The 23,229-nt window shown below is 61.2% G+C and carries 23 protein-coding genes; 6 read left to right on the top strand and 17 right to left on the bottom strand.

Translation table 11 applies throughout. The features are described from left to right. Positions 1–16 precede the first annotated feature (16 nt). From KTR9_RS08795 to fabG, 4 genes are read right to left on the bottom strand one after another with little or no spacing between them, the layout of a single operon-like run. Complete coding sequence (locus tag KTR9_RS08795; protein WP_014926098.1) at positions 17–775, bottom strand: SDR family NAD(P)-dependent oxidoreductase; 759 nt, start codon at positions 773–775, stop codon at positions 17–19. Continuing rightward, on the bottom strand, positions 772–1,935 hold the full coding sequence (locus KTR9_RS08790) for a thiolase family protein (protein ID WP_014926097.1): 1,164 nt from the start codon (positions 1,933–1,935) through the stop codon (positions 772–774). The genes KTR9_RS08795 and KTR9_RS08790 overlap by 4 nt, the downstream gene beginning before the upstream one ends. Before the next feature lie 46 nt (positions 1,936–1,981). After that, on the bottom strand, positions 1,982–3,151 hold the full coding sequence (locus KTR9_RS08785) for an acyl-CoA dehydrogenase family protein (protein ID WP_014926096.1): 1,170 nt from the start codon (positions 3,149–3,151) through the stop codon (positions 1,982–1,984). Positions 3,152–3,174: 23 nt separating this feature from the next. After that, on the bottom strand, positions 3,175–3,930 hold the full coding sequence (fabG, locus tag KTR9_RS08780) for a 3-oxoacyl-ACP reductase FabG (RefSeq protein ID WP_014926095.1): 756 nt from the start codon (positions 3,928–3,930) through the stop codon (positions 3,175–3,177). Positions 3,931–4,422: 492 nt separating this feature from the next. Here fabG and KTR9_RS08775 point away from each other — a divergent pair, with 492 nt between their 5' ends. The 6 genes from KTR9_RS08775 to KTR9_RS08750 all read left to right on the top strand — a co-directional run bounded on the left by KTR9_RS08775 (position 4,423) and on the right by KTR9_RS08750 (position 10,191). Beyond that, positions 4,423–5,181: an SDR family oxidoreductase gene (locus KTR9_RS08775; protein ID WP_044506308.1), complete on the top strand. Its 759-nt coding sequence runs from the start codon at positions 4,423–4,425 to the stop codon at positions 5,179–5,181. Between the two features lie 27 nt (positions 5,182–5,208). Next, on the top strand, positions 5,209–6,366 hold the full coding sequence (locus tag KTR9_RS08770) for an acyl-CoA dehydrogenase family protein (protein ID WP_014926093.1): 1,158 nt from the start codon (positions 5,209–5,211) through the stop codon (positions 6,364–6,366). Beyond that, positions 6,363–7,148 (top strand): crotonase/enoyl-CoA hydratase family protein, encoded by a 786-nt coding sequence (locus tag KTR9_RS08765; RefSeq protein WP_044506307.1) that lies wholly within the window; start codon positions 6,363–6,365, stop codon positions 7,146–7,148. The genes KTR9_RS08770 and KTR9_RS08765 overlap by 4 nt, the downstream gene beginning before the upstream one ends. A 48-nt stretch (positions 7,149–7,196) precedes the next feature. Then, the gene (locus KTR9_RS08760) at positions 7,197–7,652 is read left to right on the top strand and encodes a MaoC family dehydratase (protein ID WP_014926091.1); all 456 of its coding nucleotides are present in this window, start codon (positions 7,197–7,199) and stop codon (positions 7,650–7,652) included. 43 nt (positions 7,653–7,695) lie between these two features. Then, positions 7,696–8,901, top strand: coding sequence for an acetyl-CoA C-acetyltransferase (locus KTR9_RS08755; protein ID WP_014926090.1), 1,206 nt, complete (start codon positions 7,696–7,698; stop codon positions 8,899–8,901). 96 nt (positions 8,902–8,997) lie between these two features. Continuing rightward, entirely contained in the window at positions 8,998–10,191 is a 1,194-nt protein-coding gene (locus tag KTR9_RS08750) for an NAD(P)/FAD-dependent oxidoreductase (protein ID WP_044506304.1), read from the top strand. Between the two features lie 729 nt (positions 10,192–10,920). Here KTR9_RS08750 and KTR9_RS26875 read toward each other — a convergent pair. From KTR9_RS26875 to KTR9_RS08690, 13 genes are all read right to left on the bottom strand, one after another. Beyond that, the gene (locus KTR9_RS26875) at positions 10,921–11,415 is read right to left on the bottom strand and encodes a hypothetical protein (RefSeq protein WP_238554076.1); all 495 of its coding nucleotides are present in this window, start codon (positions 11,413–11,415) and stop codon (positions 10,921–10,923) included. Between the two features lie 393 nt (positions 11,416–11,808). Then, positions 11,809–12,774 carry an MlaD family protein gene (locus KTR9_RS08745; RefSeq protein ID WP_014926087.1) on the bottom strand — a complete coding sequence of 322 codons (966 nt, stop codon included), beginning with the start codon at positions 12,772–12,774 and terminating at the stop codon, positions 11,809–11,811. After that, complete coding sequence (locus tag KTR9_RS08740) at positions 12,771–13,790, bottom strand: MlaD family protein (RefSeq protein ID WP_014926086.1); 1,020 nt, start codon at positions 13,788–13,790, stop codon at positions 12,771–12,773. The genes KTR9_RS08745 and KTR9_RS08740 overlap by 4 nt, the downstream gene beginning before the upstream one ends. After that, positions 13,790–14,743, bottom strand: a complete 954-nt coding sequence (locus tag KTR9_RS08735; RefSeq protein WP_238554075.1) for an MlaD family protein — start codon at positions 14,741–14,743, stop codon at positions 13,790–13,792. The genes KTR9_RS08740 and KTR9_RS08735 overlap by 1 nt, the downstream gene beginning before the upstream one ends. Positions 14,744–14,793: 50 nt before the next feature. Next, positions 14,794–15,774 (bottom strand): MlaD family protein, encoded by a 981-nt coding sequence (locus KTR9_RS08730; protein ID WP_044506302.1) that lies wholly within the window; start codon positions 15,772–15,774, stop codon positions 14,794–14,796. Next, positions 15,771–16,793, bottom strand: a complete 1,023-nt coding sequence (locus KTR9_RS08725; RefSeq protein WP_014926083.1) for an MlaD family protein — start codon at positions 16,791–16,793, stop codon at positions 15,771–15,773. The genes KTR9_RS08730 and KTR9_RS08725 overlap by 4 nt, the downstream gene beginning before the upstream one ends. Beyond that, positions 16,790–17,812 carry an MlaD family protein gene (locus KTR9_RS08720; protein WP_148281171.1) on the bottom strand — a complete coding sequence of 341 codons (1,023 nt, stop codon included), beginning with the start codon at positions 17,810–17,812 and terminating at the stop codon, positions 16,790–16,792. Before KTR9_RS08720 ends, KTR9_RS08725 begins: the two co-directional genes overlap by 4 nt. Before the next feature lie 64 nt (positions 17,813–17,876). Further along, the gene (locus KTR9_RS08715; protein WP_014926081.1) at positions 17,877–18,752 is read right to left on the bottom strand and encodes an MlaE family ABC transporter permease; all 876 of its coding nucleotides are present in this window, start codon (positions 18,750–18,752) and stop codon (positions 17,877–17,879) included. Positions 18,753–18,757: 5 nt separating this feature from the next. After that, the gene (locus tag KTR9_RS08710) at positions 18,758–19,657 is read right to left on the bottom strand and encodes an MlaE family ABC transporter permease (RefSeq protein WP_014926080.1); all 900 of its coding nucleotides are present in this window, start codon (positions 19,655–19,657) and stop codon (positions 18,758–18,760) included. Positions 19,658–20,058: 401 nt separating this feature from the next. Beyond that, positions 20,059–20,253, bottom strand: a complete 195-nt coding sequence (locus tag KTR9_RS08705) for a ferredoxin (protein ID WP_044506299.1) — start codon at positions 20,251–20,253, stop codon at positions 20,059–20,061. 106 nt (positions 20,254–20,359) lie between these two features. Continuing rightward, on the bottom strand, positions 20,360–21,217 hold the full coding sequence (locus tag KTR9_RS08700; RefSeq protein WP_014926077.1) for a mycofactocin-coupled SDR family oxidoreductase: 858 nt from the start codon (positions 21,215–21,217) through the stop codon (positions 20,360–20,362). Between the two features lie 64 nt (positions 21,218–21,281). After that, positions 21,282–21,689: a hypothetical protein gene (locus KTR9_RS08695; protein ID WP_014926076.1), complete on the bottom strand. Its 408-nt coding sequence runs from the start codon at positions 21,687–21,689 to the stop codon at positions 21,282–21,284. A 78-nt stretch (positions 21,690–21,767) separates the two neighbouring features. Next, entirely contained in the window at positions 21,768–23,186 is a 1,419-nt protein-coding gene (locus tag KTR9_RS08690; protein ID WP_014926075.1) for an aldehyde dehydrogenase family protein, read from the bottom strand. Between the last annotated feature and the right edge of the window lie 43 nt (positions 23,187–23,229).

Here is a 23,229-nt window from a genome sequence, read left to right as displayed (position 1 = left end):
GTGACTGGATCAGTGATCAGACGCTGTAACCACCGTCGACGTTCAATGTCTGTCCGGTGATCCAGGACGCCGCCGGGGACATGAGGAAGCGCACCGCGCCGGCGACATCCTCGGGAGTGCCGAACCGCTTAAGCGGCACCGCGCTGAGAGCCTGGGACAGGCCCTTCTCTGTGAAGGCGCCGTTTTCGTTGAGAGCTCCCCACAATCCCTCTCCCTCGATGACCCCGACCCCGACGGCATTGACGGTCACACCGAAGCGGCCTTCCTCGACAGCGAGACCCCGGACGATCGCCTGGATGGCCGCCTTGGGCGCGCTCGAGAGGATGTCGGCCCGGGTGTATCGCTCGATCACGGGGGTCACCACGGCAGTGATCGCGCCGCGCGTATCACGCAGCATGGGTACGAATGCATGAACAGCGTTGTAGAACGCCTTCGTATCCTGATCAAGCTGATTTCCGAAGACGTCCGGGGGCGTATTGGCGATGAAGTCCATCGGGATATAGGGCCCCGCTGCATACACGAGACCCGAAATCGGAACGTTGAGCTGACTGCGCATGCGCAGGACGTCGGCCGGGTCGCTGAGATCTGATGCCACCGCGACGGACTCACCGCCGTTGTCGCTGACCAGTGCGGCAGTCCGATCAGCACCGTCCTTGTTGGAACGGTAGTGCAGGACGATGTCCCACCCGTCGGCGGCCAGGGCAGCGGCGCAAGCCCGCCCCAGTCCTCCGGAGGCACCAAGGACGACTGCCCAGGGCCTCGTTCCGGTGGTCACAACGCCTCGATCACGGTCGCGTTGGCAGTTCCGCCGCCCTCGCACATGGCCTGCAGCCCCATGCGCTTGCCGGTGCTGCGCAGCGTGTGGATCAATGTGGTCATGAGTCGGCCGCCGGAGCCGCCCAGCGGATGACCGAGTGCGATCGCACCGCCCCGCTGGTTGAGTTTCGCGGGGTCTGCGCCCAACTCTTTCTGCCAAGCCAGCGAGACGCTCGCGAACGCCTCGTTGATCTCGTATGCGTCGATGTCGTCGATGGCTATGCCGAGCTGCTTGAGCACCTTCTCCGTGGCGGGGATGGGGCCGGTCAGCATCGTCACCGGGTCTACACCGGCAAGTGCGAATCCGGTGAGCCGTGCCAAGGGCGTCCACCCACGTGCGCTGGCAATGTCACTGGTCGTGATCAAAAGAGCTGAGGCGCCGTCGGAGATCTGCGACGAATTCCCTGCGGTGATGACTCCGTTCTCGGCGAAGACGGTCTTGAGGGCGGCCATCGACTCCAGCGAACCGCCGCGACGCACACCCTCGTCGACCTGAACGAGTCCCTCGTTTCCGTCCGCATCGAGGGTGCGAATGGGAACGATCTCGTCGCTGAACAGGCCGGCGTCGATGGCGGCGGCCGCCTTGGCGTGCGAGTCGAGGGCGTGCTGGTCGAGATCAGTGCGCGACAACTGCCAGCGCTCGGCAAGCAACTCAGCGCTCACTCCCTGGTTGAACACGACCCCGTCGTAGCGTCCGACGGCGAGTTCTCCGTATGGCTTCCCCGGACCGTTGACACGATTGCTGCCCATCGGGACACGTGACATCGATTCGACGCCACCTGCGATAGCGACGTCGTACTGGCCCGACACCACACCTGCTGCCGCGAAGTGAACCGCCTGCTGAGACGATCCGCACTGACGATCGATCGTGGTCGCCGGCACTGTCTCCGGCCAGCCCGCGCCGAGGACGGCGAATCGCCCTATGTTGCCCGACTGCTCACCGACCTGGGATACACATCCCCAGATGACATCGTCGACGAGTGCCGGATCCAGGTCGATCCGGCTTGCCAACCCGGCGAGGACCTGAGCGGACAGATCCGCCGGATGAAGCTCTGAGAGCGCACCATTACGCCTTCCAACCGGCGAACGAACCGCCGCAACCACTACCGCGTCTCTCATGAGACACTCCTCCCGGGTATTACTCGCTTGTGCTGCCCCGTGACTTTCACAGGCCGAGCGACTTACTGATGATTGTCTTCATGACTTCGGTTGTGCCACCATAGATCCGGGTGACACGCGCATCTGCGTACATACGTGCGATGGGGTATTCCAGAATGTACCCGTATCCGCCGAAGAGCTGCAGACAGCGGTCCACGATTCGGCCCTGTAGTTCGGAGGTGAACAGCTTCACCTTCGCCGCGTCCACGGCTGTCAGCTCGTCGGCGTCATGCGCGTCGAGCGCACGGTCGACGAGCGCCTGCCCTGCCTCGATTTCTGTCGAACATTCGGCGAGAACGAATTTGGTGTTCTGAAAAGACGACAGATTCCGCCCGAACACCTTGCGGTCACGCACGTAGTCTGTGGTCATCCGTACCGCGCCGGAGGCCGCCGCGATGGAACCCACCGCGATGGAGAGCCTCTCCTGCGGGAGGTTGCTGCCGAGATAGCGGAATGCCTCGCCCTCCTCGCCGAGAAGGTTCGCCGCCGGCACGCGGACATCGGTGAATGACAACTCCGCCGTGTCCTGGGCCTTCAGACCGAGCTTTTCGAGGTTCTGACCGATACTGAAACCGACCCGATCACGCTCGACCACCATGAGGCTCAGCCCTGTCCTGCGGTCGTCCCCGGCCGGTGAGGTCCGCACAACGACGAGAAATAGATCAGCGTTCACCGCGCCCGTAATGAAGGTCTTCGCGCCGTTGATCACGAACTCTTCGCCATCGCGCGCAGCAGTGGTCGTCACACCCGCGAGATCGGATCCCGTTGCGGGCTCGGTCATTGCGATGGCCGTCATGAGGTCACCGCTGCCGATCCCCGGCAACCACCGCGCCTTCTGCTCGTCGTTGCACAGCTGCAGGAAGTAGGGCAGAACTATGTCCATATGGACCCGCAGCGCACCGAGGCCAACCGCTCGTGACATCGTTTCTTCGGTGAGGACGGCGCTGAACTTGTAGCTGCTCTGACCACTGCCCCCATATTCTTCGGGCACGTAGATGCCCAAGATTCCGAGTTCACCGAGTCGGGTGTACAGCTCGCGCGGCGCAACGCCGGCGCGCTCCCAGGCCGAGAAGTTCGGCACCACCTCTTTGTCGACGAAAGCCCTTATGGTCGAACGGAAGTCGTCGTGTTCGGTGGAGAAGATCGTGCGCTTAATCTCTTCGCTCCTTCGCTGCATTCGGTCCGTGCACGCCGGCACCCTCACATGAGGCGGCCACCGGCGACCTCCAACACAGCACCGGTCATGTAACCCGCCAGTCCGGAGGACAGGAACAGCACGACGTTTGCGACGTCGACCGGCTGTCCCGCCCGTCGCATCGGGATGCTCGCCTCCATGGCAGCAAAGGACTCGGCCGGCATCGCGCGGGTCATGGCTGTCTCGATCAGGCCGGGTTGCACAGCGTTCACGCGAACACCATGGTGGGCCAACTCTTTCGCGGCGGCCTTCGTCATCCCGACGATTCCGGCCTTTGCGGCTGAGTAGTTGGTCTGACCCGGATTTCCCGCCTTCCCCGACATCGAGGAGATGTTGACGATCGCGCCACCACCGTTCTCGCGCATCCTCGCCGAGGCGGCCCGCACACCCAGCCACGTTCCGGTCAGGTGAACGTCGGTGACCAGGCGAAAATCGGCGAGGGACATCTTCTTCAGCGAGGCGTCCCGTGTGATCCCGGCGTTGTTGACCCAGACGTCGAGGCCGCCGAACTCGGTTACTGCGTGGTCGACGACATTGCGAACCTCGTCCTCATCGGTGACGTCGCATTGCACGCCGATCGACTGGATGCCCTGCCCGCGCAGACCGGCCGCGGCTTCGAGTACCGCATCATCTCGGAGGTCGGCCAGCACCACCTTGGCGCCGTGGACGCCTAGTACGCGAGCGATCTCGAGTCCGATTCCCTGCGCGGCCCCTGTGACGACGGCGGTGCGCCCTTCGAGCAGGGTGGTGACTGTACTCATGAATTTCCCTTACTGATTAACGGCGGTGGGCCCGCGTCCTTGCTAGTCGCAAGGCTTGCACTCGGAGATGTTTTTTAACGTATAGTAAAAGAGTGCGATTGGCCAGACCCGGTCTGCACGCCGGCCACCGACCGCAGGAGGTTTGATGTCCGCGGTCAGACACACCGAAGACATGCGGGCGCAGCAGACTTCGGCAAAGCACACCGTTCAAGCGGCTCTGACCGAACAACTGCAGTAACAGAATTGGAGTCGGTCATGCTTTGCGCGGTCTGAGCCGAGTCACCTGACATCACCCACACCGAGACGCCAGGCATGGTGTCACCTCCGTGCGCAAAAATGCCCGAAGCCGCAGAGAGTCAGCCGTCGCGACGACTCTCGCGTGCCGACGCCAGGGACGGAACTACCCCATGGTCGTTGCCCGACCAGCACCAACCGCGTACCCGTCCAGGACCCGGGCGGATCACACCAGTAGTCGCATTCAGAAAGGTAGGCATGCACATCACATCGCAGTCGGCGCTCGTCACCGGCGGAGCCTCGGGGCTCGGACTGGCAACCGCCAGGAGGCTGGCCGCCGCGGGCGCCAGGGTCGTCATCGCGGACCTGCCAACCTCAGACGGCGAGAGCCGGGCCCGGGATCTGGGCGCGACCTTTGTACCCACCGACGTCACCGACGCTGAGCAGGTCGCCGCCGCGGTTGCCACGGGCAACGTCAATAACGACATGCGCGCGGTTGTACACACCGCCGGCCGCGGCGGTCCGGTGCGGTTCGTGGACAAAGACGGCACACCAGGCGACGCCGAGCGGTTTGCAGCCATCGTGTCGACCAACCTGGTCGGCAGCTACCTGGTGGCAAGTCACGCTGCCGCGGCGATGTCGCAGAACCCCGACGTTGACGGCGAACGGGGAGTCATCGTGATGACTGCCTCGATCGCGGCATACGAGGGCCAGGTCGGGCAAGCGGGATACGCGGCCTCAAAGTCTGGAGTCGTCGGTATGACCCTTGTCGGGGCCCGCGACATGGCCTCGCGCGGCGTTCGGCTCTGCACAATCGCGCCCGGACTCATGGACACGCCGATGTTGGCGGGCCTGCGGGACGATGTTCGGCAATCGCTGGCGACGTCGGTTCCCAATCCGTCGCGACTCGGCCAGCCCGAAGAGTTTGCCGAACTCGCCTTCCATATCGTCTCCAACCCGTATCTGAACGGCGAGACCATCCGACTCGACGGTGCCCTCCGGATGGCACCGCGCTGAGCGCCGATTCACTGAAAGCAGGAAAGCATGGATACCGATACCTTCAGGGACATCCGCACCGCTGTGCGCGAGTTCATTCGTGAATCGGTCGTCCCCCGCGAGGACGAGATCGAGAAGACGGACCGCATTCCCGAGGATATTCACGCGCAGGCTCGCGAGATGGGCCTCTTTGGATACGCGTTGCCGGAGGAGTACGGGGGCCTCGGCTTACGCATGGTCGAAGATGTCCAACTGGCAATGGAATTCGGCTACACCGCACCCGCTTTCCGGTCCCTCTTCGGAACCAACAACGGAATAGCCGGGCAGGTGCTCGCCCGGTTCGGGACCGAGGAACAGCGCACGAGGTGGCTTCCGTCGCTCGCTTCGGGCGAGACCATCGCCTCCTTTGCGCTGACTGAGGCAGAAGCAGGCAGCGACCCGTCCGGCATGCGCGCGACCGCGAAGCGAGACGGCGACGACTATGTGATCGATGGTTCGAAGCGCTTCATCACCAACGCCGCACTGTCGTCGGTTCTGGTTGTCTTCGCCCGGACCGACCCCGGTGCGGCCGGTGGCCGCGGCATTTCGAGCTTCCTCGTGCCGACCGCGACCGAGGGCGTCACGATCGCACCCAAAGATGCGAAGATGGGCCAGGCGGGCGCCTGGACCTCCGAGGTGTTCTTCGACAAGGTGCGGGTACCCGCCGACAGCCTGATCGGCGGGGAGGAGGGCCGTGGCTACCAGAACGCGCTGACGGTCCTTTCCCGCGGCCGACTGCACATCGCCGCGCTGTGTGTCGGTCTCGCGCAGCGGGTCCTCGACGAGTCCGTGCAGTATGCGGCGCAGGCCAGGCAGGGAAATAAACCCATCGGACGATTTCAGCTCGTCCAAGCGATGCTGGCCGACTCACACGCCGAGATCCAGGCAGCGCGAGCGATGGTGCATGCTGCGGCAGAGCGGTACGACGACGGTTCGGATACATCCGTCGGTCCGTCGGCAGCCAAGCTGTTCTGCAGCGAAATGGTCGGACGCGTGGCCGATCGAGGTGTCCAGGTGCATGGCGGCACCGGATATATGCGGACCACCCCGGTCGAGCGCTTCTTCCGCGACGCACGGCTCTACCGTATCTACGAAGGCACCAGTGAAGTGCAGAAAGTCATCATCGGACGGGCGCTACTCGCCGACGCCGGAATGAGCTCGGCATGACTCACAAAGAAGACTCGCTGAGCGAGTTCGTGCGCGTTGAGGTCGCCAATAATGTAGCCGTAGTGACGATGACCCGCCCCCAAGCGCGAAATGCGTTGAACTACGCCATGTCCAGCGACATGGCGGCGGCGTTCGACGACCTTGTCGCCCGCTCGGATGTCTCGGCAATCGTACTCGCTGCGGAGGGCCCGGTCTTCTCTGCCGGCATGGATCTCAAAGCGTTCGCGCGTGGCGAGAAACCTTCGATCCCGGGTCGCGGTCTCGCCGGTTACACCGAGTGCGGACTGGAGAAACCGCTCATCGCCGCTATCGACGGTCCCGCGCTGGCCGGGGGCTTTGAACTGGCATTGGCAGCGGACATGATCGTCGCGTCGGAGTCGTCGAGCTTCGGCCTGCCCGAGGTGAGTCGCGGACTCATCGCAGCCGGCGGCGGACTGCTGAGGTTGTCGCGGTCGGTGCCATACGGCGCAGTGATGGAAATCGCCCTCACCGGCGAGCGAATCGATGCTCAGCGCGCGCATGATCTAGGGATTGTCACGCGTCTGTGTCCGTCTGGTGAGGCCGCACAGGCTGCGACGGAACTGGCTGCGTCGATTGCGCGCAACGCGCCACTTGCCCTTCGCTTGACCAAGAAGATCGTCAACGAAACTGTCGGGTGGGTCGATTCCGACACGTATGCAAAGCATCGCGACATGGCCACAGCGGTTTTCGCTTCCGAGGACGCGAAAGAGGGTGCGGCGGCTTTCGCTGAGCGGCGCACACCGGTCTGGCGCGGTGTATGAGGCCGATGCGCTGTCGGTCGATCCGAACTCCTTATGAAAGGTGCAATGATGCGACACTTCTCGAGTCTTGACGAAATGGCGTCGGCCACCGGCACGACGCTCGGCCCCGGCTCGTGGACGGATATCGGCCAGTCCCGGATCGACACGTTTGCGCAGGCGACGGGCGACCACCAGTGGATTCACACGGACCCCGAACGGGCAGCAACCGGGCCGTTCAAAGGAACCGTCGCGCATGGCTTTTTGACCCTCTCACTATTGCCGGTGCTTCTGAAGGAGCTCTACACCGTCGACGGTGTCGCGATGGCGGTCAACTACGGTCTCGACAAGGTCCGATTCGTGACCCCAGTCCAGTCGTCGGCTCGTGTCCGGGCATCCACCGTGATCGCCGAGGTACAACACGTCGGCGACGCCGTTCAGGTCTTCTTCGACACGACCATCGAAGTCTCGTCCTCGGACAAGCCTGCAGCGGTCGCACGGTCCATCATCCGCTACTTCCGCGCTTGACATCAGGCGTGCCAACCGTCAACTAGCGATCTAGGAGCCAAACATGCGGCGCGCAGCGATAGTACGGCCCCTCCGGACGCCCATAGGGGCATTCGGTGGCGCACTCCGACCCCTTCGAGCCGAGGACCTCGCGTCGGTAATCATCCGTGAAGTCGTGTCCCTGAGTGGGATCGACCCTCTCCGCATCGAAGACGTGGTGTTTGCCCAGTCGTACGCGAACTCAGAGGCACCATGCATCGGACGATGGGCCGCACTGAACGCGGGCCTACCCGTCGAGGTACCTGGTCTGCAGGTCGACCGGCGATGCGGCGGGGGCCTGCAAGCGGTCATAAACGCAGCGATGACAGTACAGACCGGTGCGGCCGACGTCGTACTGGCCGGCGGCGTGGAGTCGATGAGCAACATCGAGCACTACACGACCACTGCACGCTGGGGGTCGCGATCGGGCAGCCAAGTGCTCTACGACCGTCTCGACCGCGGCCGCGAACGGTCGCAACCAGAATGGCGCTTCGGACACCTCAGCGGAATGATCGAAACGGCCGAGAATCTCGCTGCAGATTTCAATCTGACCCGCGACGCCGCAGACCAGTTCGCAGCACGGAGCCATCAGAGGGCGGATGCGGCTTGGCGCGCAAGTCGATTCGATGACGAAGTGGTGCCCGTCGAGGTACCGCAGCGCAAAGCCCACTCACTCATCTTCACTCGCGACGAGGGTATCCGACCGGAGAGCACCGTGGACAAACTCGCGCGCCTTCGAACCGTGGTCGACGGAGGGACCGTCACCGCCGGCAACGCTAGCCAGCAGAACGACGCAGCGGCCGCATGCCTCGTGGTCGCAGAGAACAAGCTCGACGAACTCGGTCTCGAGCCGATAGCGTATTTCGAGGGCTGGGCTGCCACCGGCTGCGAACCCTCACGCATGGGCATCGGCCCGGTGAGCGCGACGAAGCGCCTGCTCGAGCGTTGCAACGCAACCCTCGACGATCTCGCCCTGATCGAGATCAACGAGGCGTTCGCGGTGCAGGTCCTGGCGGTGCTCGAGGGGTGGGGTGTATCCCTCGCCGACGTCGACGATCGGCTCAACGTCAACGGTTCCGGGATCTCGCTCGGACACCCGATCGGGGCTACGGGTGTACGAATCATGACCACCATGCTTCACGAGTTGCGTCGCCGCGGAGGCGGGCTGGCACTGGAAACGATGTGCATCGGTGGCGGTCAGGGAATCGCGGCGCTCTTCCGGGCTGCCTGAAGGTCGGATCAGCGCCCGTATGTACTGAATAGACGCGAAACTCCCAGACGGGCGCAGTTGGGTGTCCACGGGACAGACGACAAAAGGGGACGAGAGATGAGTGGATCGAGCGCGGGCGTGGTCGTCGTCGGTGCCGGACTCGGGGCAATCAAAGTTGCGGAGAACCTGCGGAACAACGGGTTCACGGACCCGATCACGCTCGTCGGGGCCGAAGCCCACCCGCCGTACGATCGTCCACCCTTGTCGAAGTCGGTGCTGCTGGGCAAGGACGACCGCGTCGATCTCAAGCCCGCGGAATTTTATAGCGAGTCCGACATCACGCTGCGGCTCGATGAGAGGGTGACCGCGGTGTCGGCCGCGGACCGGACGATCGCGCTGGCCTCGGGCACCATCGTCGCCTACGACGCGCTGGTACTGGCGACCGGTCTCGATCCGCGCCCGTTTCCAGGTCTGACCGAGAACGTCCGGGGGGTGCACGTGTTGCGCACCTACGACGACGCGGTGGCCCTGCGTGGCGAGATCGATTCCGCGAGCACCGCGGTCGTCATCGGCGCGGGTTTCGTCGGGTGTGAGGTGGCGGCCGGTCTCGCCACACGTGGTCTGACAGTCAGCCTTGTCGAACCGGCTCCGACGCCGCTCGCCGAGGCCCTGGGGGAGCAGATCGGCGCACTGGTCTCCCGACTGCACATTGCCAACGGTATTGACCTCAGAACCGGTGTCGGCGTCGTGGAGATCGTGGTGTCAGACGGCCGGGTGGATGCCGTCGAACTCACCGACGGCACCACGCTTCCCGCCGACATCGTCGTGGTCGGCATCGGCTCCACCCCGGTGACCGATTACCTGGATGGTTCGGGAATCGACCTGGCCCCGCGCGAGGCCGGTGGTGGGATCGCCTGCGATGCAACCGGTCACACCAGTGCCGAGAATGTCTACGCTCTCGGTGACGTAGCGAACTGGCTCGACGAAGACGGGGCTCCGCGACGCATGGAGCACTGGAATCACACTGTCGAGCAGGCCTCCGTCGTCGCCCAGCAGATCACCGGTGGTGACGCGGTGACCGCGTCCGTCGCCTACTTCTGGAGCGACCAGTTCGACCTCAAGATCCAGGTGCTCGGTGCCCCGCGCGCCGATGACGACGTCCATCTGGTCGACGACGACGGCAAGAAGTTCGTCGCGTATTACAGCCGGAACGGTGTCCTGACCGGGGTGGTGGGCGCGGGCAAGGCGGGTGCGGTGATGAAGACCCGGCCGAAGCTCCAGACGCCCACTCCGGTGGCGGATCTGCTATAGCCGGCGGATGTCGGACGGGCCCACCGCCGCGCGGGTGCGCGACGCGGCAGCCGAGGTGGCCGACTCACAGCCGCCGCTCGGACAGGTCGCCTTCTTCCAGGCACGACCGCGGCGGAAACGGGGACGGCGACGAACTCCTCGGAATCCGTGTGCCCGCACAGGAGAAGCCTGGCGAAGAGATGTCGGGCGATCGCGCCGGAGCAGGTTGTCAAACTGCTCGTCGGCGACAACATCATCCTTTCCGGCTGCCTCGACGACAACGCGCCCGGATGGGCCGTACCGCAGTGTCATAAGCGCTTGGACATCGGACTCCAGACGAACGCACTCACTATCGCGCAATGCCCTGAACCGGCTCGCCGGGTCTTCGGCGCGAGAAGCGCTGCGCCCAGGACCTCTCTCTGCGATTCCAGAGGCGTAGGTCAGGGTCCGAGGCGTAGGTCAGGGTCCGGGGTCGCCCGGGATTTCGTCGGGAATGATCTCGCCAACGGCTTGGGTGCCACTGAAGTCAGCACGCATACGCCGATCAGCATGGCGGCGAGGTGTACGTGCGTGGTGGACGGGACCGAACCGGGAACCGCGGATGGTGCTTACGTCGTCGTACCCTTTCAGCAGACCTGCAACTGCACTGACACGACCCACTTCTGGCGAACTACGATCCGCTCGAATCACATATATCTCGGCGCGAACCCGACGGTAGTCAACGCATGGCGCATTTGTCGCTCAGACGAATCAGGGTGGCGGTAGCTGGTCTTGCGGACCTGCTTGCTTGGGCAGAGACGAGTCAACGCCCCCGATGTCGGTGATTATCCAATTATCACGACTGTCGATGGTCAATTCATAAGTCGCAGTCGATTCGATTCCATCAGGTGACTGGCTGTTTTTCGTATTCACTGCAACAAAACAGTTCACCTTGTATATCCCATCGGACTCCGAACTCGTCTTCGCAGCTATCGGCTCTGCAGTCGAGACCCACTGGAGCGGTTTGACGATCTGCTCCATTGAATCTGCAGCGGCATTGAGCCGTTTCGTGAGATCGGAATTTGTGTTCTTCGTCAATCGCTCACGCCATGAATCCAAGTCATCAAACTTCATTTTCGCAGCACCGACTGCGTAGTCGAGCGACACTTGTTCTGCACGTGCTTGACCCGCAGCTTGCGCACGCAAGTCATCCCGTTCGTCACGGGTCGATACCAGTTGCCAACCCAGTACAGCTACCGCTGCCACGAGACTCACAATGACCAGTGCCGCAACCAGGGCCTTCCCACTCACACCAGGCGCAGGAAGGTGAATCGTCCAACCACGCGCGGGTGTACGCGAGCGCACCTCACCCGCATCCGCATCAGCGGCAGAGTCACCCTGGTTTCCGGCTGCGCTCGTGTCTTGATGCTGCTTCCCCCGCTTCCCGCCGTCACCGATCGCTTGCGATTCGGTTTCCGCGGGTTTGCCGACGGAACTGCCAGCGCCAGCCGGCCTCCCGCCTCCGTTGTCCTCCGTGACGCCGTTGTCATCGGTCCCGTTGTTACTCATAGTGCCTCTTTGATTGGTGGTGCCGTTGTCAGTTGTTCCGTCCCGGGAGCGTTACAGCAGAACCGGACGGAACACACTTACCTTTCCTGATCAGTTTGGCGGTTTCGCCAGGCGAATAGCAATCGCACCATCCTCCACACCGCTCGCGTTCATTGCAGTTCGCAGCAGCTGGGGCACTGGCACAGCGCGCATCGACGCGGCAGCGGCCTGCACACCAGGAAGCAGGTTCGTCCCAATGACTTCCAGGTCGCTCGCATTCACATCCAGGAACTTCTGCAACTCGATCAATAGCGGCGTCGCATCGACCATTCCCTGCGGCAGCTCGGCTCGGAGCACTGCACCGTGGTAAGCATCCGCCGTACCGGCGAGACCAGCACCGTTTGCCACCAGGTCCGGCGCCGACTGCCCGAGGGCAGTGGCCACCGGGGCGGATCGCATCAATACCGGTTGAAGAGCAGCCAGCAGGCGCCCGAAACTGCCCCGCTGCGCGGTAGCCTCCGACGCGAGCACCTCACCGGCATAGTTCAGATTCCCCAAAACGTCGTGTTCGTCGGGCAGGGCGATGTCCAGAGACTCGAACACATCACGGACCTTGGCCGGCTCGATCTGCCCGAGCAACAAGGTAAGTCGCCGCGACAGTTCTTGGAAGGAGGTCGGCTCTTCTATCTGCTCCGCGTTCACCACCGCGTTGTCAGCCAAATACGGGCCATCGGTTGCTGCGGGGAGCACCGAAACGTAGGGCTCACCCAGTGCCGAGAGATTATCTATCCGGAACACACTGTCAACAGGAATCTGATACTCGTCTGAGTACTCCCATTCAACGGTCACACCGTCTGCAGACGGACTGATGTTTTTTACGTAGCCAATCGGCACGCCACGCAGTAGCACGCGCGCACCAACGATGACACCGTTGGTGTCATCCACTTGAATAAGCGCAGTCCGGTTGTCCTCCAGAGCAGTCGTACGAAGGCCAAGCGATTCTAGATAGAAGAACGACAGAACAGCCATCACAACCATCACAACCACACTGATACGCGTCTTCGTCACCCGGATCATCGGACAGCTCCCAGAATTCGAAGAGCGTTCTCGACGTCCTTGGTTACGTCAGCCCCACCCTCCACAGTTACCGAACGAATATCGACGCGTGGATTCTCCGCGAATGGTAGTACTTTTTCGCGCAAAAAGTCTGCCAATACGATGGAGGTCGGAGCGGCTTGGTCCCACGTGTTTCGTACGGCTTGGCCGGAGTCAGCCAATATATTCAACATAGGGACCAACCAAAGCCCGCCTTCAAAGACGCTTCCGACGTTCGGCAGCACAATACTCAAGTGACCGGTGAAGTCGCGACTGAACCGTTCCCAGTAGTAGACGCCGGCGTGAGACTCACGCGGCTGGAATACCTCCGCCAGGGTGCCAGTATGCCCGGCTATACTCTTTGAGGTCGAGGCCAGGCCTTCAATAGTCCGATCCACCTGATCGACGTTGTCGGACAGATCGTCTAGGTCGGTTGCGACTACCGACGCCAGATTTCGGACGTCTTGGGCGGCTGGCATGACACGGTTCACTCGTCGCATGGTGTCCTGTATTCGCTGAATGGTCCCACCGTTCACGAAGTATGCCAAAACAGCCATCGTGTCCTCGAGTTGAGGTGGTGCAACAGTCTGGCTAACCGGGATCGTCTCCTCCGGTCCGAAGAAGCCACCGGTTCCCGGTCCGGTGCCCGACTGCAGCGCGATATAGGTGTCACCGAGGAGCGTGTCCTGCCGGATTATTCCCTGAACATCACGTGGAATCCTGCTCTCGGACTCGACTGCGGCCGTTACATTCACGACGTCGCCATCGACCTCAACCGACGACACCTCGCCGATCCGTACACCATCCAGAACAAGATGCGCTCCATCGGGCAGATTCAACGCGCTCGGAAACTCCAGGTTGATCTGATAGCCACCACTTACCCCACCGCCCAGAGAGGGCAGATCCGATGGGCCCAGCGAACACGCTGTTGTCATCAGAAGTCCCACACACATGAAGATCGACGAGGCCAATCGAAGACGTTTACGACGCAGATTCATCAGTTCTTCTTCCCGAGCAGGAGATCCAGAAGTCCGACCTTGCCGTCAGGGGTTCCGGGTCGCGACACGGCTATCTCGAGCTGGCCAGGACTCGCCGCCATCCGGCGCATCATCTGAGCGACTGGTGGGATTGTCTCGATCAGTCCGGCGATATCCTGGGATTCCGTTGCGGCCAGTTTGACGAGCTGGGTGACCGGACCGTGCATCAACGGCCAGATGAGCTCGCCATAGTTCACCTGCACGGTGGTGAGCACCTTGATCAGGTCGCCCGTCCCATGCACCAGTGACTTTGCACCAGGCCACAGGCCACGTGCATGATCAGTCACTCCAGGAAGCTCTTTCATCAGCAGATCGATGCTTGCCCACTGGTCTAATGCCGTCTCTGTCAGTGGCGCCATGTTCTCGATGCTCGACCCGATATCCGAGACGAGCTTGTCCGGACTCTCCGCCGCACGTGCTGCGTGCCGCATCATCGAGCGAGCAGACGGTCCTTGACCGGACAGAGACACCGAGAGCGCCGATACCGCGTCCTGAAGGTTCCGCTCGCCGTCACTAGGAGCCAAGGTCTCGATGAAGTCGGCGGCGGAGCCGGCGATCTCGGAGATGCTCTTCGGCGTGAAAGTCTGCTCCCGCGGAATGCACGACCCCGCCCGCAACGTCTCGCCCCCTGAATAGTTGCCCACCAACTCCAGGCTTCTGTCTGCAAGCAAGGACTTGGATCGCGTGACCACCCGGACGTCGGACGGTAGGGTGCGGTCGGCGTCAACGCTGAATCGAACCACGACCTGACCGCCAGTCGGTTCGATCGAGTCGATCCTGCCGAGCTCATAACCCATCTGGGTCACGGCGTTGCCCTCGTAGAGCCCGATACTGTCCGACAACACCGCGCAGAATGCCTGCGGCCCTTCGTCTACCGATTCGGCTGAGCAGCTGACACAGGCGATGGGTAGCACTGCGGCAGCGACCAGGGCTGCTAGTCGCCCACCGAATCGTTCTGTCCGAATCAACACGTGACACCCCGCACAGGAATGCAGATGTCAGAAGCCATGAGCTTACCGTCACTCATCGCCAGCATCCCTTGAGGTGTCACCCACGCCGCCAACCGATCACGGAGGAGCTGAAGCGTGTCAATCGCTGGTTTCATATTTCTCTGCGCTTCTTTTACAGCATCACTCAGCCCCAGAATCACGGGTCGAAACTGCGGCTCGTGATTGAGGAAGAACTTTTCCAACGGAACCAGGCGGCTCAGGGTGTCGCCAAGCAACCTATACGCCTCATTGAACCCCGAGTACGTATTGTTGTAAGTGACCAGCACAGAGTCCAGATCAACAATCATATCGAAGATCATTTCTTTGCTGGCATCGAAGGTGTCGAAGTACTTTGATGTCATGTCGAAAATTTGACCCACCTGGGAACGTTGTTTGTCCATCACTGTGGCCAACGAGCCCATCCCATCGATAATCGCGTCAACTGAATCGGGGTTCCGCTCAAGGGCCCTGCTGACTTGTCCGATATTTGCATCAATTGTCGAACCCTCGACTTGATCGGTAACGGTCGGTGCAGCTTGTAGAACATCTCCGATCGAATAGGGAACGCTCACTCTGTCGACCGGGATCACCGATGATCCCAGTGGACGATCGCCGAGCGGAATCAGAGTCACCGCGTACCCACCGACAGGTGTCAACATGCGGACGTCAACCCTGGTCTTGTCGCCGATGAACGTCTCCGAGTCAAGTTCGAGTTGTACCTCGACCGCATTCTCTTTGATCCGCAATTTGGTGACTTGCCCGACACCGATGCCGGCGACGCGTACGTCGGTTCCGACATCGATTGACGACGCGTCGTCTGTCTCGAACACCAATGTCGAGCGCCCTGGTGGATTCGTATAGAAGTACGCAGTCAGTGTCAACGCGAGAACTGCGATCACTACCATCGACAGACCAACCTTGATCTGTTTTGAAATGCCATTCAGCTTTCGTCTCATCGGGGGTTGCACACCGTCACCTCACTGCCGTTGAGAAGAACTGTCACCGCACTGGGCAACTTGGCAACACCGTTTGCGCATGGACCACTCCGACCTCGCTGAGCTCGCGGAGAAAGGGGGGCCACCTGCATCGCTGCCAGGGTATTGGGCAACAGACTTATTGCTTCGATCGCTTCTTCGAAGTTGGGAAATACGTCAGCGACCATCGCATCGATGTCCATGTCAGACTCAAGGCCCAGTTGAGTCACCAGTCGGTGCAGCGGAGTCACAAATTTGGGCCCGAAATCCGCTGTTTTGTAGAAGTTTACGAGAGCGGACTTCGCCTCTAGAACGGTATGGTGCACAGCTTGAATGAACTGGATTACCTGCGGAGATCGATTGCCCATCGTCTCAGCGATCCTGGACATGTTGGCGGTGAGAGTCGAAATCACCTGCTGACGATCGCTCGCCAGGCTCGCTAGCTTCTCTGCGCTTCGCATCATCGGACTCAGACCTCCGCCGTCACCCTGCAGAACCATAATGGCGTTCTGCGTGAAGGCGTTGACCTCATCGGTGCTCATCGTTGCCAAGACCGGCTGCAATCCGTTGAACAACTCTGTGATGTCGAAGGCACCGGCGGTGTTGTCCAGCGAGAGGTGAGTTGCCGAGACTCCGCCGTCGGGTCCCTCGGTGAAGTCGAGGTATCGCACACCCGTCAGACTCTGATATTTCACAGCCAGCCTGCTGTCCTCGGTGAGCTCGTAGCCCTCTTCCAACGAGAAGTGGACCCGGGCGACAGTAGCACCGCCCACACGCACCATCTCGATGGATTTGACCTTACCAACCTGCAGTCCCTTTACACGTACGTCGCCGTTTTCGTGCAGGCCGGAGACATCGGTGAAATCCGCGGAGTAGTCTTTTGTTTCGCCCTCTACTGGAGCCTTGATGGCGTTGACGATAATTACTGTCAGTATCGTGCAAATCGCCGCGGCAACTAGCAGCTTTCCGAACGTGAGACCGACGTGGCGCGCCTGGTTCATCGCGGTCCCTCATTACCGTTCGGAAGCTCGGTCAAAGACAGTGGTGTCGTGACTGCCGGGAGGCTGTCGAGTACCACTCGAAGATTAAGGGTCACGTTTCCTTCTCGGTTCTTCGTCATCGCGCGATCGTAACGTTGCGCAATCGTCGAGATCTGACCCAGCGCCGTGCCGTTCACAAGGAAATGCGGCAGCACTCCTACGATCGCACCGATTGCTTGTGTACCCGGTAGCAGTTCATTTTTATGCGAGGCGAGGAGCCGACCGGCACGGCCGTACAGGTCCTCTGACGCGATCTTCAGACCGAGCCCGGAACGCTCCATCATGACGTCGTCGACCCTGAAGCCGTCCGGGCCTTGATTGAACTTCGTGTTGTACAGGACTTTCAGGGTGTCAATTGCGTTCCCACTGAATGACGGCATGACGACGAGAATGTCGTTCATCTTCGCCAGGAGGTCGGCCGGCAGCTCAACCTGTTCCCGTGCGACGATGTCCGCGAACTCCACCGCAGTGTCGATCAACGGGGTAAGTCCGTCCGTGTAGTTGACGACTTTGTCCAGAGACTTGACCATCTGATTGGTCAACGAGCCGTTAATTGATTCGGAGCCTTTTTCGAGCATCGTTGACATTGTGTAATCGGCAACATCAGACGTGCGATTCAGCACCGATCCGTTGGTCAGACGCGCGCCCCCGTGCTTCGTCTCGAGGTTGACTGCGGCGATACCAAAGTAGTTCTGGGGACGAAAGTCAACCCCCACACTGTCGGTGATCTCGACGCTCGGATCGTTCAAACGAACCATCATTCTCAGAGTGTGATCGTCCTTCTCTTCTACGGCTTCTACCTCACCTACCCTGGCGCCTCGCAGCATGACCTGCGTCCCGGCGGCGACCCCGGGTCCTACCGAGCTCACATCAATCGCGACCTCGATGCCGTCGTCGCCGACGACCATGGGCCGAACCACCGTGTATCCAGCCACAACGAGTGCGATAGTGACTATGGCAACAAGGCCGGTGATGGTCACCAAAATGGACTGACGTCCATCGCTACCGCGAAGAAAGTCCTGGTGCCGTGTCCTGCTCATCGGTTCATCCCTTGAAGGTCAAGTCTGGGCTCAGACCCCAGATCATCACGGTCATAACGAAGTTCATGACGACAATTGCGACCAAGCTCGCACGAATTGCCCGGCCTGACGCCAACCCAACACCCGCGGGGCCTCCGCTCGCGAAGTAGCCGTAGTAGCAGTGGATGAGAGTCACCACCAGGCAGAAGACCGCGGTCTTCAACAATGACGCTCCGAGGTCAGGCCAGTTCAAGAACTGGGTGAAGTAGTGGTCGTATGTACCTCGGGGTTGTCTCTCGAAGACTTTGATGATGATGCCCCCGACGACGAAACTGACAACAAGGCCCATGAGATACCCGGGCAAAATAATCAAAAGCCCCGCGATCACGCGCGTTCCGACCACGAACGGAATCGACTGCAGACCCATGGACTCCGTAGCATCGATTTCTTCCGAGATACGCATTGCGCCGATCTCGGCAGTCATCCGACAGCCGGCCTGGGCGGCGAAGCCTATCCCCGTGATGATCGGGGCGATCACCCGAATGTTGCCGAATGACTCGATTATTCCCGTCAAGGCACCGAACCCGAGTAGATCGAGCGCCATGAACGCCTGGGTGGCGACGACGGCACCCACCGCTATGCCCAAGAAGAACATCAAGCTCAGCACGCCACCATCAACAACCAGGGATCCATTTCCCCAGGCCATGTCGTTCATGGTCTTCCAGGTGGCTTGACGGTAGTTGCGTATTGTCTTGGGCAGAAGCCAGATAGTCTTGCCGACAAACAACACTATTTGTCCGATTTCGTCGACAATCGAACTGACGATTCGTCGAACGAATCGCAAGGGACTTCTGGACTTAGACGGATGGTCGGCGGCAGCTGTTACAAGAGGTGCATTCATCTTCGTCATGCCAATCTCGTTGGGAAGAACATGAGCTGAATCTGGCTGACGAGTAGATTAGTAATGAAGATGCAGAAGACACTGAGTACCACTGAAGCGTTGACCGCATTGGCCACTCCCTTGGGCCCACCCTTCGCCTCTAAGCCTCGAAGACCGGCAATTACAACGACGATCATCGCGAATAGCAACGCTTTGACGATCGAGAACGTGAGATCGGTTGTGGATGTGAAAGCACTGAACGACTGCCAGAAGCTGCCTGGAACCACATTGGTCACCCTCGCCGAAATGACCAATCCCGCAGCGACGCCCGCCGCGATGATGATCACACACAGCATCGGCGCGATCAGCATCATCGCGATAAAGCGGGGCATGACAAGGCGTTCGACAGGGTCGACCCCCATCACTCGCATCGCCTCGATCTCCTCACGAATAGACCGGGCCCCCAAGTCTGAGGCAATTGCCGATGCGGCCGCGCCGCTCATCAGGAGGCCCGCGGCCATCGGAGCACCCTGCCCGACAACCCCTAGCCCGCTTGCTGCTCCCGCAAGCGAGCTCGCGCCCACCTGATCCATGAGTCCACCGACCTCCACCGATACCTCTGCTCCGATCGGCACCGCCATCAGAAGTGCCGGCAGCGCCGTGACTTTCAGGAGCAGCCACATCTGGTCGAGGATCTCTTGCACCGGCACGCGTCGGCGCACGACGCTCATCGCCGCGGTGCGGAGGATTGAAACAAACAAGTCAGCGGAGCGCCCCAAGGTGGCCAGACTCCGAGTCGGCACCTCGGCTATATGAGAGGTGGTGCGTTTCACAATAACCCCGCCGCGACGAGCGCTATGCTGTTGAGGAGCACCAGTTGCAAATTGGTTGATCTTGTCCGCTTCGACTGTTTCACCCGTATTCATTGAACGACACCCCCACAGCGCCTCGCTCGACAACTGCCAGTGGGCGATGGCCCTCGTTGTTCGACGACTACCACCGTAATGCTCCTTGCTCCGAGTTCTTTACATAGCACTGTCTGGACGTCGGCGATCACCGTCAGCTGCCATCGGTAACGAGCTTGGCTCGGACCGCTTATGAATGATGTTGGAGGTTGGACCTCCACATGCATGTCACACATTTTAGCCCACGCCGGCTGAAAATCGTTGCGATCTGCAGATTCCAGTTTGTTCCTCTTTGGGCAGCTCGACTGGTATCCCGTCTCGCTCGTAGCTGCGGGTTCGCCGTCTCACGGAGACGACGAACCCGCAGAACACATTTAGAATCGAGATCGCGCCTGGTCAGTCTTCTTGCGACCTTGCCAGAATTACTGGCCAGAAACCTTGACCGCGCCTTCGGGACAGTTCGCTTCGGCCTTTCGAACGGCATCGAAATACTCGGTCCCGGGCTCGGTCTGCGTGACCACCGCAAGACCTTCGTCGTCCATGTCGAAAACCTCGGGCGCAAGCATGTAGCACCGGCCGTGTCCCTGGCACATCGAATTGTCGACATCGACTCGCATCACGACGCTCCGACCTGGTTAAGATCTTCGTTGGACTCGAATCCCACAGTGGCCCCTGAGAATCCCGGAATCTGGACCCCGGTCTGTTTCGTCGGTGTCACAGTTGTCACGGTTTGACGGTGTTGCCGGCGTCGACGGCCAGCGAAACTCCGGTCACGTAACGCGCCTCCTCGCTAGCCAACCAGAGAACCGCATTGCTGATCTCGGCCGGCATCAGCATCGGCACCGGTGCGTAGTCCGCGTCCGGGTCAGCATCAAGATCGGGTAGCACATTGGTACCACCCGAGATCCCCGCAGCTGTTGCGGTGATGACGCCGATCGTCCGCTCACTGAAGGTGCCAAGGCCTTCAGTGAGGACGCCTGTCGGATGAACCGTGTTCACTCGAATACGGTAAGGCGCAAACTCATTCGCAAACGCCTTCATCAGGCCGACCACACCGTGCTTGCTGCCGGTGTAGCTCGCATACGGGCTCTGCCCCCTCAGACCTGCAGTCGATGAGATCAGGATGATCGACCCGCCGCGCCTTCCCTCGGCCATTCGTTTCGCCGAGCACACTGCTGTGTTCCAGGCGCCTTTGAGGTTCGTGTCGATGACGGCGTCCACTTCCTCGACGGTCGCGTCCCAGCTGTGCTCCAAAACCGTCATGATTCCGGCGTTGGCGCAGACGATGTCGAGGTGGCCGAACTCTGCGATACCCGCATCGAGTGCCGATTCAATGGCGCTGCGATCGCGAACGTCTGCGATAGCGCTGACGCACCGCTGGCCCGTCTTTTCAACGAGCTTCTTTGTAGTTTCGAGATCTTCCTCGGTTGCGGCCTTGTAATCGACCGCAGGGCTGATAGGCGCGCACGCATCCGTGATGATGATGTCAGCGCCCTCCTCGGCCAGTCGCACCGCGTGCGATCGGCCCTGGCCGATTCCGGCCCCGGTGATGAACGCTACTTTCCCTGCGACTCTTGCCATTGTCTTCTCCTTACGTCACTTATGTCTTGGCGATCACGCAGGCTCGCGTCATCGCCGTTGCGGTTCAGGCGCTGAAGTTCCTGTCACGCAGGTAGTCGTTGTACTTTCCAAACGCCGGCTGCATCGCCGGAAGAAGCTTGAGCAGAGAACCCACCGGGCCCTGAACCTTGATCTTCCTGCGCGCGAGAGCCATCGGAACGTTCAATTCGCCACGCCAGAACTCGTGGCCGTTGTCAGCGGTCATGAAGAGATCGATCGCCACATCCGAATCGGCCGCATCCTTGCCTTGCCGGACTTGCGGAGGATCCTGGGTGGCGTCCAGCACGATGATCAACTCGGGATCGGAGTAATTCATGCGGAACGCCACTCCGCTCGACACCCACTTGTCTTTGAGTTCCGTGTCAACTGCAACCTGCTCGATGAAGCGGCCTAGTACTTCTGCGGCCTCTTCTGATGTCGCGAACACTGTCATATCACTTCTCTTCCTCTAAAAGGTTTTAACGATTCGCAGTTTGTGAGGGGCGTGGGCAATGCCAGCCGGCATCGCCGATCAGAGCGCGCCCGGCCTGGACACGCCCTTGTTGCGGTGCACCACCTGAATCGCGGAGAAGTCGTCGAGCCCCCAGTGCCCGTGTTCAATTCCGAGACCACTCCATTTGACGCCGCCGAACGGCGCGTCGGTGGACAAGACCGCGTGTGAGTTCACCCACGCCGTTCCAACCTCAAGCGTCGTCGCAATTGCCTCAGCGCGTTCGGGATCAGCCGACCAGACCGATCCGCCCAGCCCGTACATGCCCCGATTCACCGTAGACACGACGTCCTCGAGGTTCTGATACGGAATCACTGGAAGCACTGGGCCGAACTGCTCCTCATCGACAATCGGCATGCCGTCCCAGGCGTTGGTCATAATCGTCGGCTCGTAGAATGCTCCCGCGCCTTCCACCGGCTTGCCCCCGGTCACAGCGGTGGCTCCTTCGGAGAGGCTGCGATCAACGAGATCGGTCACACGTCGCAGTTGAGGATCGTTCGCCAGCGAGCCCAGTTGCGTCTCTTCTGCAGTCGGATCGCCCACCACCACGTTCTTGGCGATCTCGGCGAGCGCTTCGACCGTCTCAGCGTGGAGTGATTCCGGTACGTACAAGCGTTTGATCAGGATGCAACCCTGTCCGTTATTGAAGAACGCACCCCAGAATAGTGCTTCCGCGATTTCAGCAGGGTTCGCATCGTCGAGCAGTATCGCGGCGTCATTGCCACCGAGTTCGAGCGTGACCCGCTTCAAATCGGCAGCAGCTGACTGGTAGACGAGCTTGCCCGCGGCAACCGAACCCGTGAAGGACACCTTGCGCGGCACCGGGTGCTTGGTCATCATCGCCCCGAGCTCGTCCCCGCCGGTCACGACGTTGAGAACGCCGGGAGGTAGGATCTCGTTGGCGATCTCACCGACTCTCAACGAGGACATGGGCGTGAACGGTGAAGGCTTGAGAACTATCGTGTTTCCCGCTCGCAGTGCGGGCGCGATCTTGAAGAAGGCCATCGCCACCGGAACATTCCAAGGCGTGATCGCGGATACCACCCCGAGTGGTCGTCGCACTACCTCGGTATGCGCATCATCGTCGTCTCGGACGACCACGGTTTCACGCTCGAAGTTGGCGAAGTAGTCCAGCCAAGCCGCCCCCGTCAGCGCCTCGACCCCGCCGAGGTCGAGGGTCTTACCATTCTCCTCTGCGAGAATCTCGGCGATCTCGGGTGCGGCATCCATCATCGCCCCGGAGAATTCTTGCAACTTCTCGCGCCGCAAGGTCTCGTCGGCCGCCCATGTCTTCTGAGCGTCCGACGCAGCGGACATCGCCAAGTCCAGTTGCTCGGCTGTGCACTCCGGGGCGTGGGCATATACCTCGCCGGTTGCTGGATTCAGCACCTCGAAAGTAGCTGCGCTCTTGACGGTTTCGCCGCCGAGGATCATCTGCATGGGAACTCCTGATAATTGGTCTGGGCGCGGCTTCGGCGCCCGG

This window comes from Gordonia sp. KTR9, from assembly GCF_000143885.2.
Taxonomy (GTDB): Bacteria; Actinomycetota; Actinomycetes; order Mycobacteriales; family Mycobacteriaceae; genus Gordonia.
Note: the sequence above shows the minus strand (reverse complement) of the source record. Positions and strands in the feature narration are given on the sequence as shown.

Bases quoted from the DNA above. Each gene is read 5' to 3' on its own strand.
- KTR9_RS08790 (WP_014926097.1), bottom strand. From the start codon at position 1,935: ATGAGAGACGCGGTAGTGGTTGCGGCGGTTCGTTCGCCGGTTGGAAGG.
- KTR9_RS08785 (WP_014926096.1), bottom strand. From the start codon at position 3,151: ATGCAGCGAAGGAGCGAAGAGATTAAGCGCACGATCTTCTCCACCGAA.
- fabG (WP_014926095.1), bottom strand. From the start codon at position 3,930: ATGAGTACAGTCACCACCCTGCTCGAAGGGCGCACCGCCGTCGTCACA.
- KTR9_RS08775 (WP_044506308.1), top strand. From the start codon at position 4,423: ATGCACATCACATCGCAGTCGGCGCTCGTCACCGGCGGAGCCTCGGGG.
- KTR9_RS08770 (WP_014926093.1), top strand. From the start codon at position 5,209: ATGGATACCGATACCTTCAGGGACATCCGCACCGCTGTGCGCGAGTTC.
- KTR9_RS08765 (WP_044506307.1), top strand. From the start codon at position 6,363: ATGACTCACAAAGAAGACTCGCTGAGCGAGTTCGTGCGCGTTGAGGTC.
- KTR9_RS08760 (WP_014926091.1), top strand. From the start codon at position 7,197: ATGCGACACTTCTCGAGTCTTGACGAAATGGCGTCGGCCACCGGCACG.
- KTR9_RS08755 (WP_014926090.1), top strand. From the start codon at position 7,696: ATGCGGCGCGCAGCGATAGTACGGCCCCTCCGGACGCCCATAGGGGCA.
- KTR9_RS08750 (WP_044506304.1), top strand. From the start codon at position 8,998: ATGAGTGGATCGAGCGCGGGCGTGGTCGTCGTCGGTGCCGGACTCGGG.
- KTR9_RS08745 (WP_014926087.1), bottom strand. From the start codon at position 12,774: ATGATCCGGGTGACGAAGACGCGTATCAGTGTGGTTGTGATGGTTGTG.
- KTR9_RS08740 (WP_014926086.1), bottom strand. From the start codon at position 13,790: ATGAATCTGCGTCGTAAACGTCTTCGATTGGCCTCGTCGATCTTCATG.
- KTR9_RS08730 (WP_044506302.1), bottom strand. From the start codon at position 15,774: ATGAGACGAAAGCTGAATGGCATTTCAAAACAGATCAAGGTTGGTCTG.
- KTR9_RS08725 (WP_014926083.1), bottom strand. From the start codon at position 16,793: ATGAACCAGGCGCGCCACGTCGGTCTCACGTTCGGAAAGCTGCTAGTT.
- KTR9_RS08715 (WP_014926081.1), bottom strand. From the start codon at position 18,752: ATGAATGCACCTCTTGTAACAGCTGCCGCCGACCATCCGTCTAAGTCC.
- KTR9_RS08710 (WP_014926080.1), bottom strand. From the start codon at position 19,657: ATGAATACGGGTGAAACAGTCGAAGCGGACAAGATCAACCAATTTGCA.
- KTR9_RS08705 (WP_044506299.1), bottom strand. From the start codon at position 20,253: ATGCGAGTCGATGTCGACAATTCGATGTGCCAGGGACACGGCCGGTGC.
- KTR9_RS08700 (WP_014926077.1), bottom strand. From the start codon at position 21,217: ATGGCAAGAGTCGCAGGGAAAGTAGCGTTCATCACCGGGGCCGGAATC.
- KTR9_RS08695 (WP_014926076.1), bottom strand. From the start codon at position 21,689: ATGACAGTGTTCGCGACATCAGAAGAGGCCGCAGAAGTACTAGGCCGC.
- KTR9_RS08690 (WP_014926075.1), bottom strand. From the start codon at position 23,186: ATGCAGATGATCCTCGGCGGCGAAACCGTCAAGAGCGCAGCTACTTTC.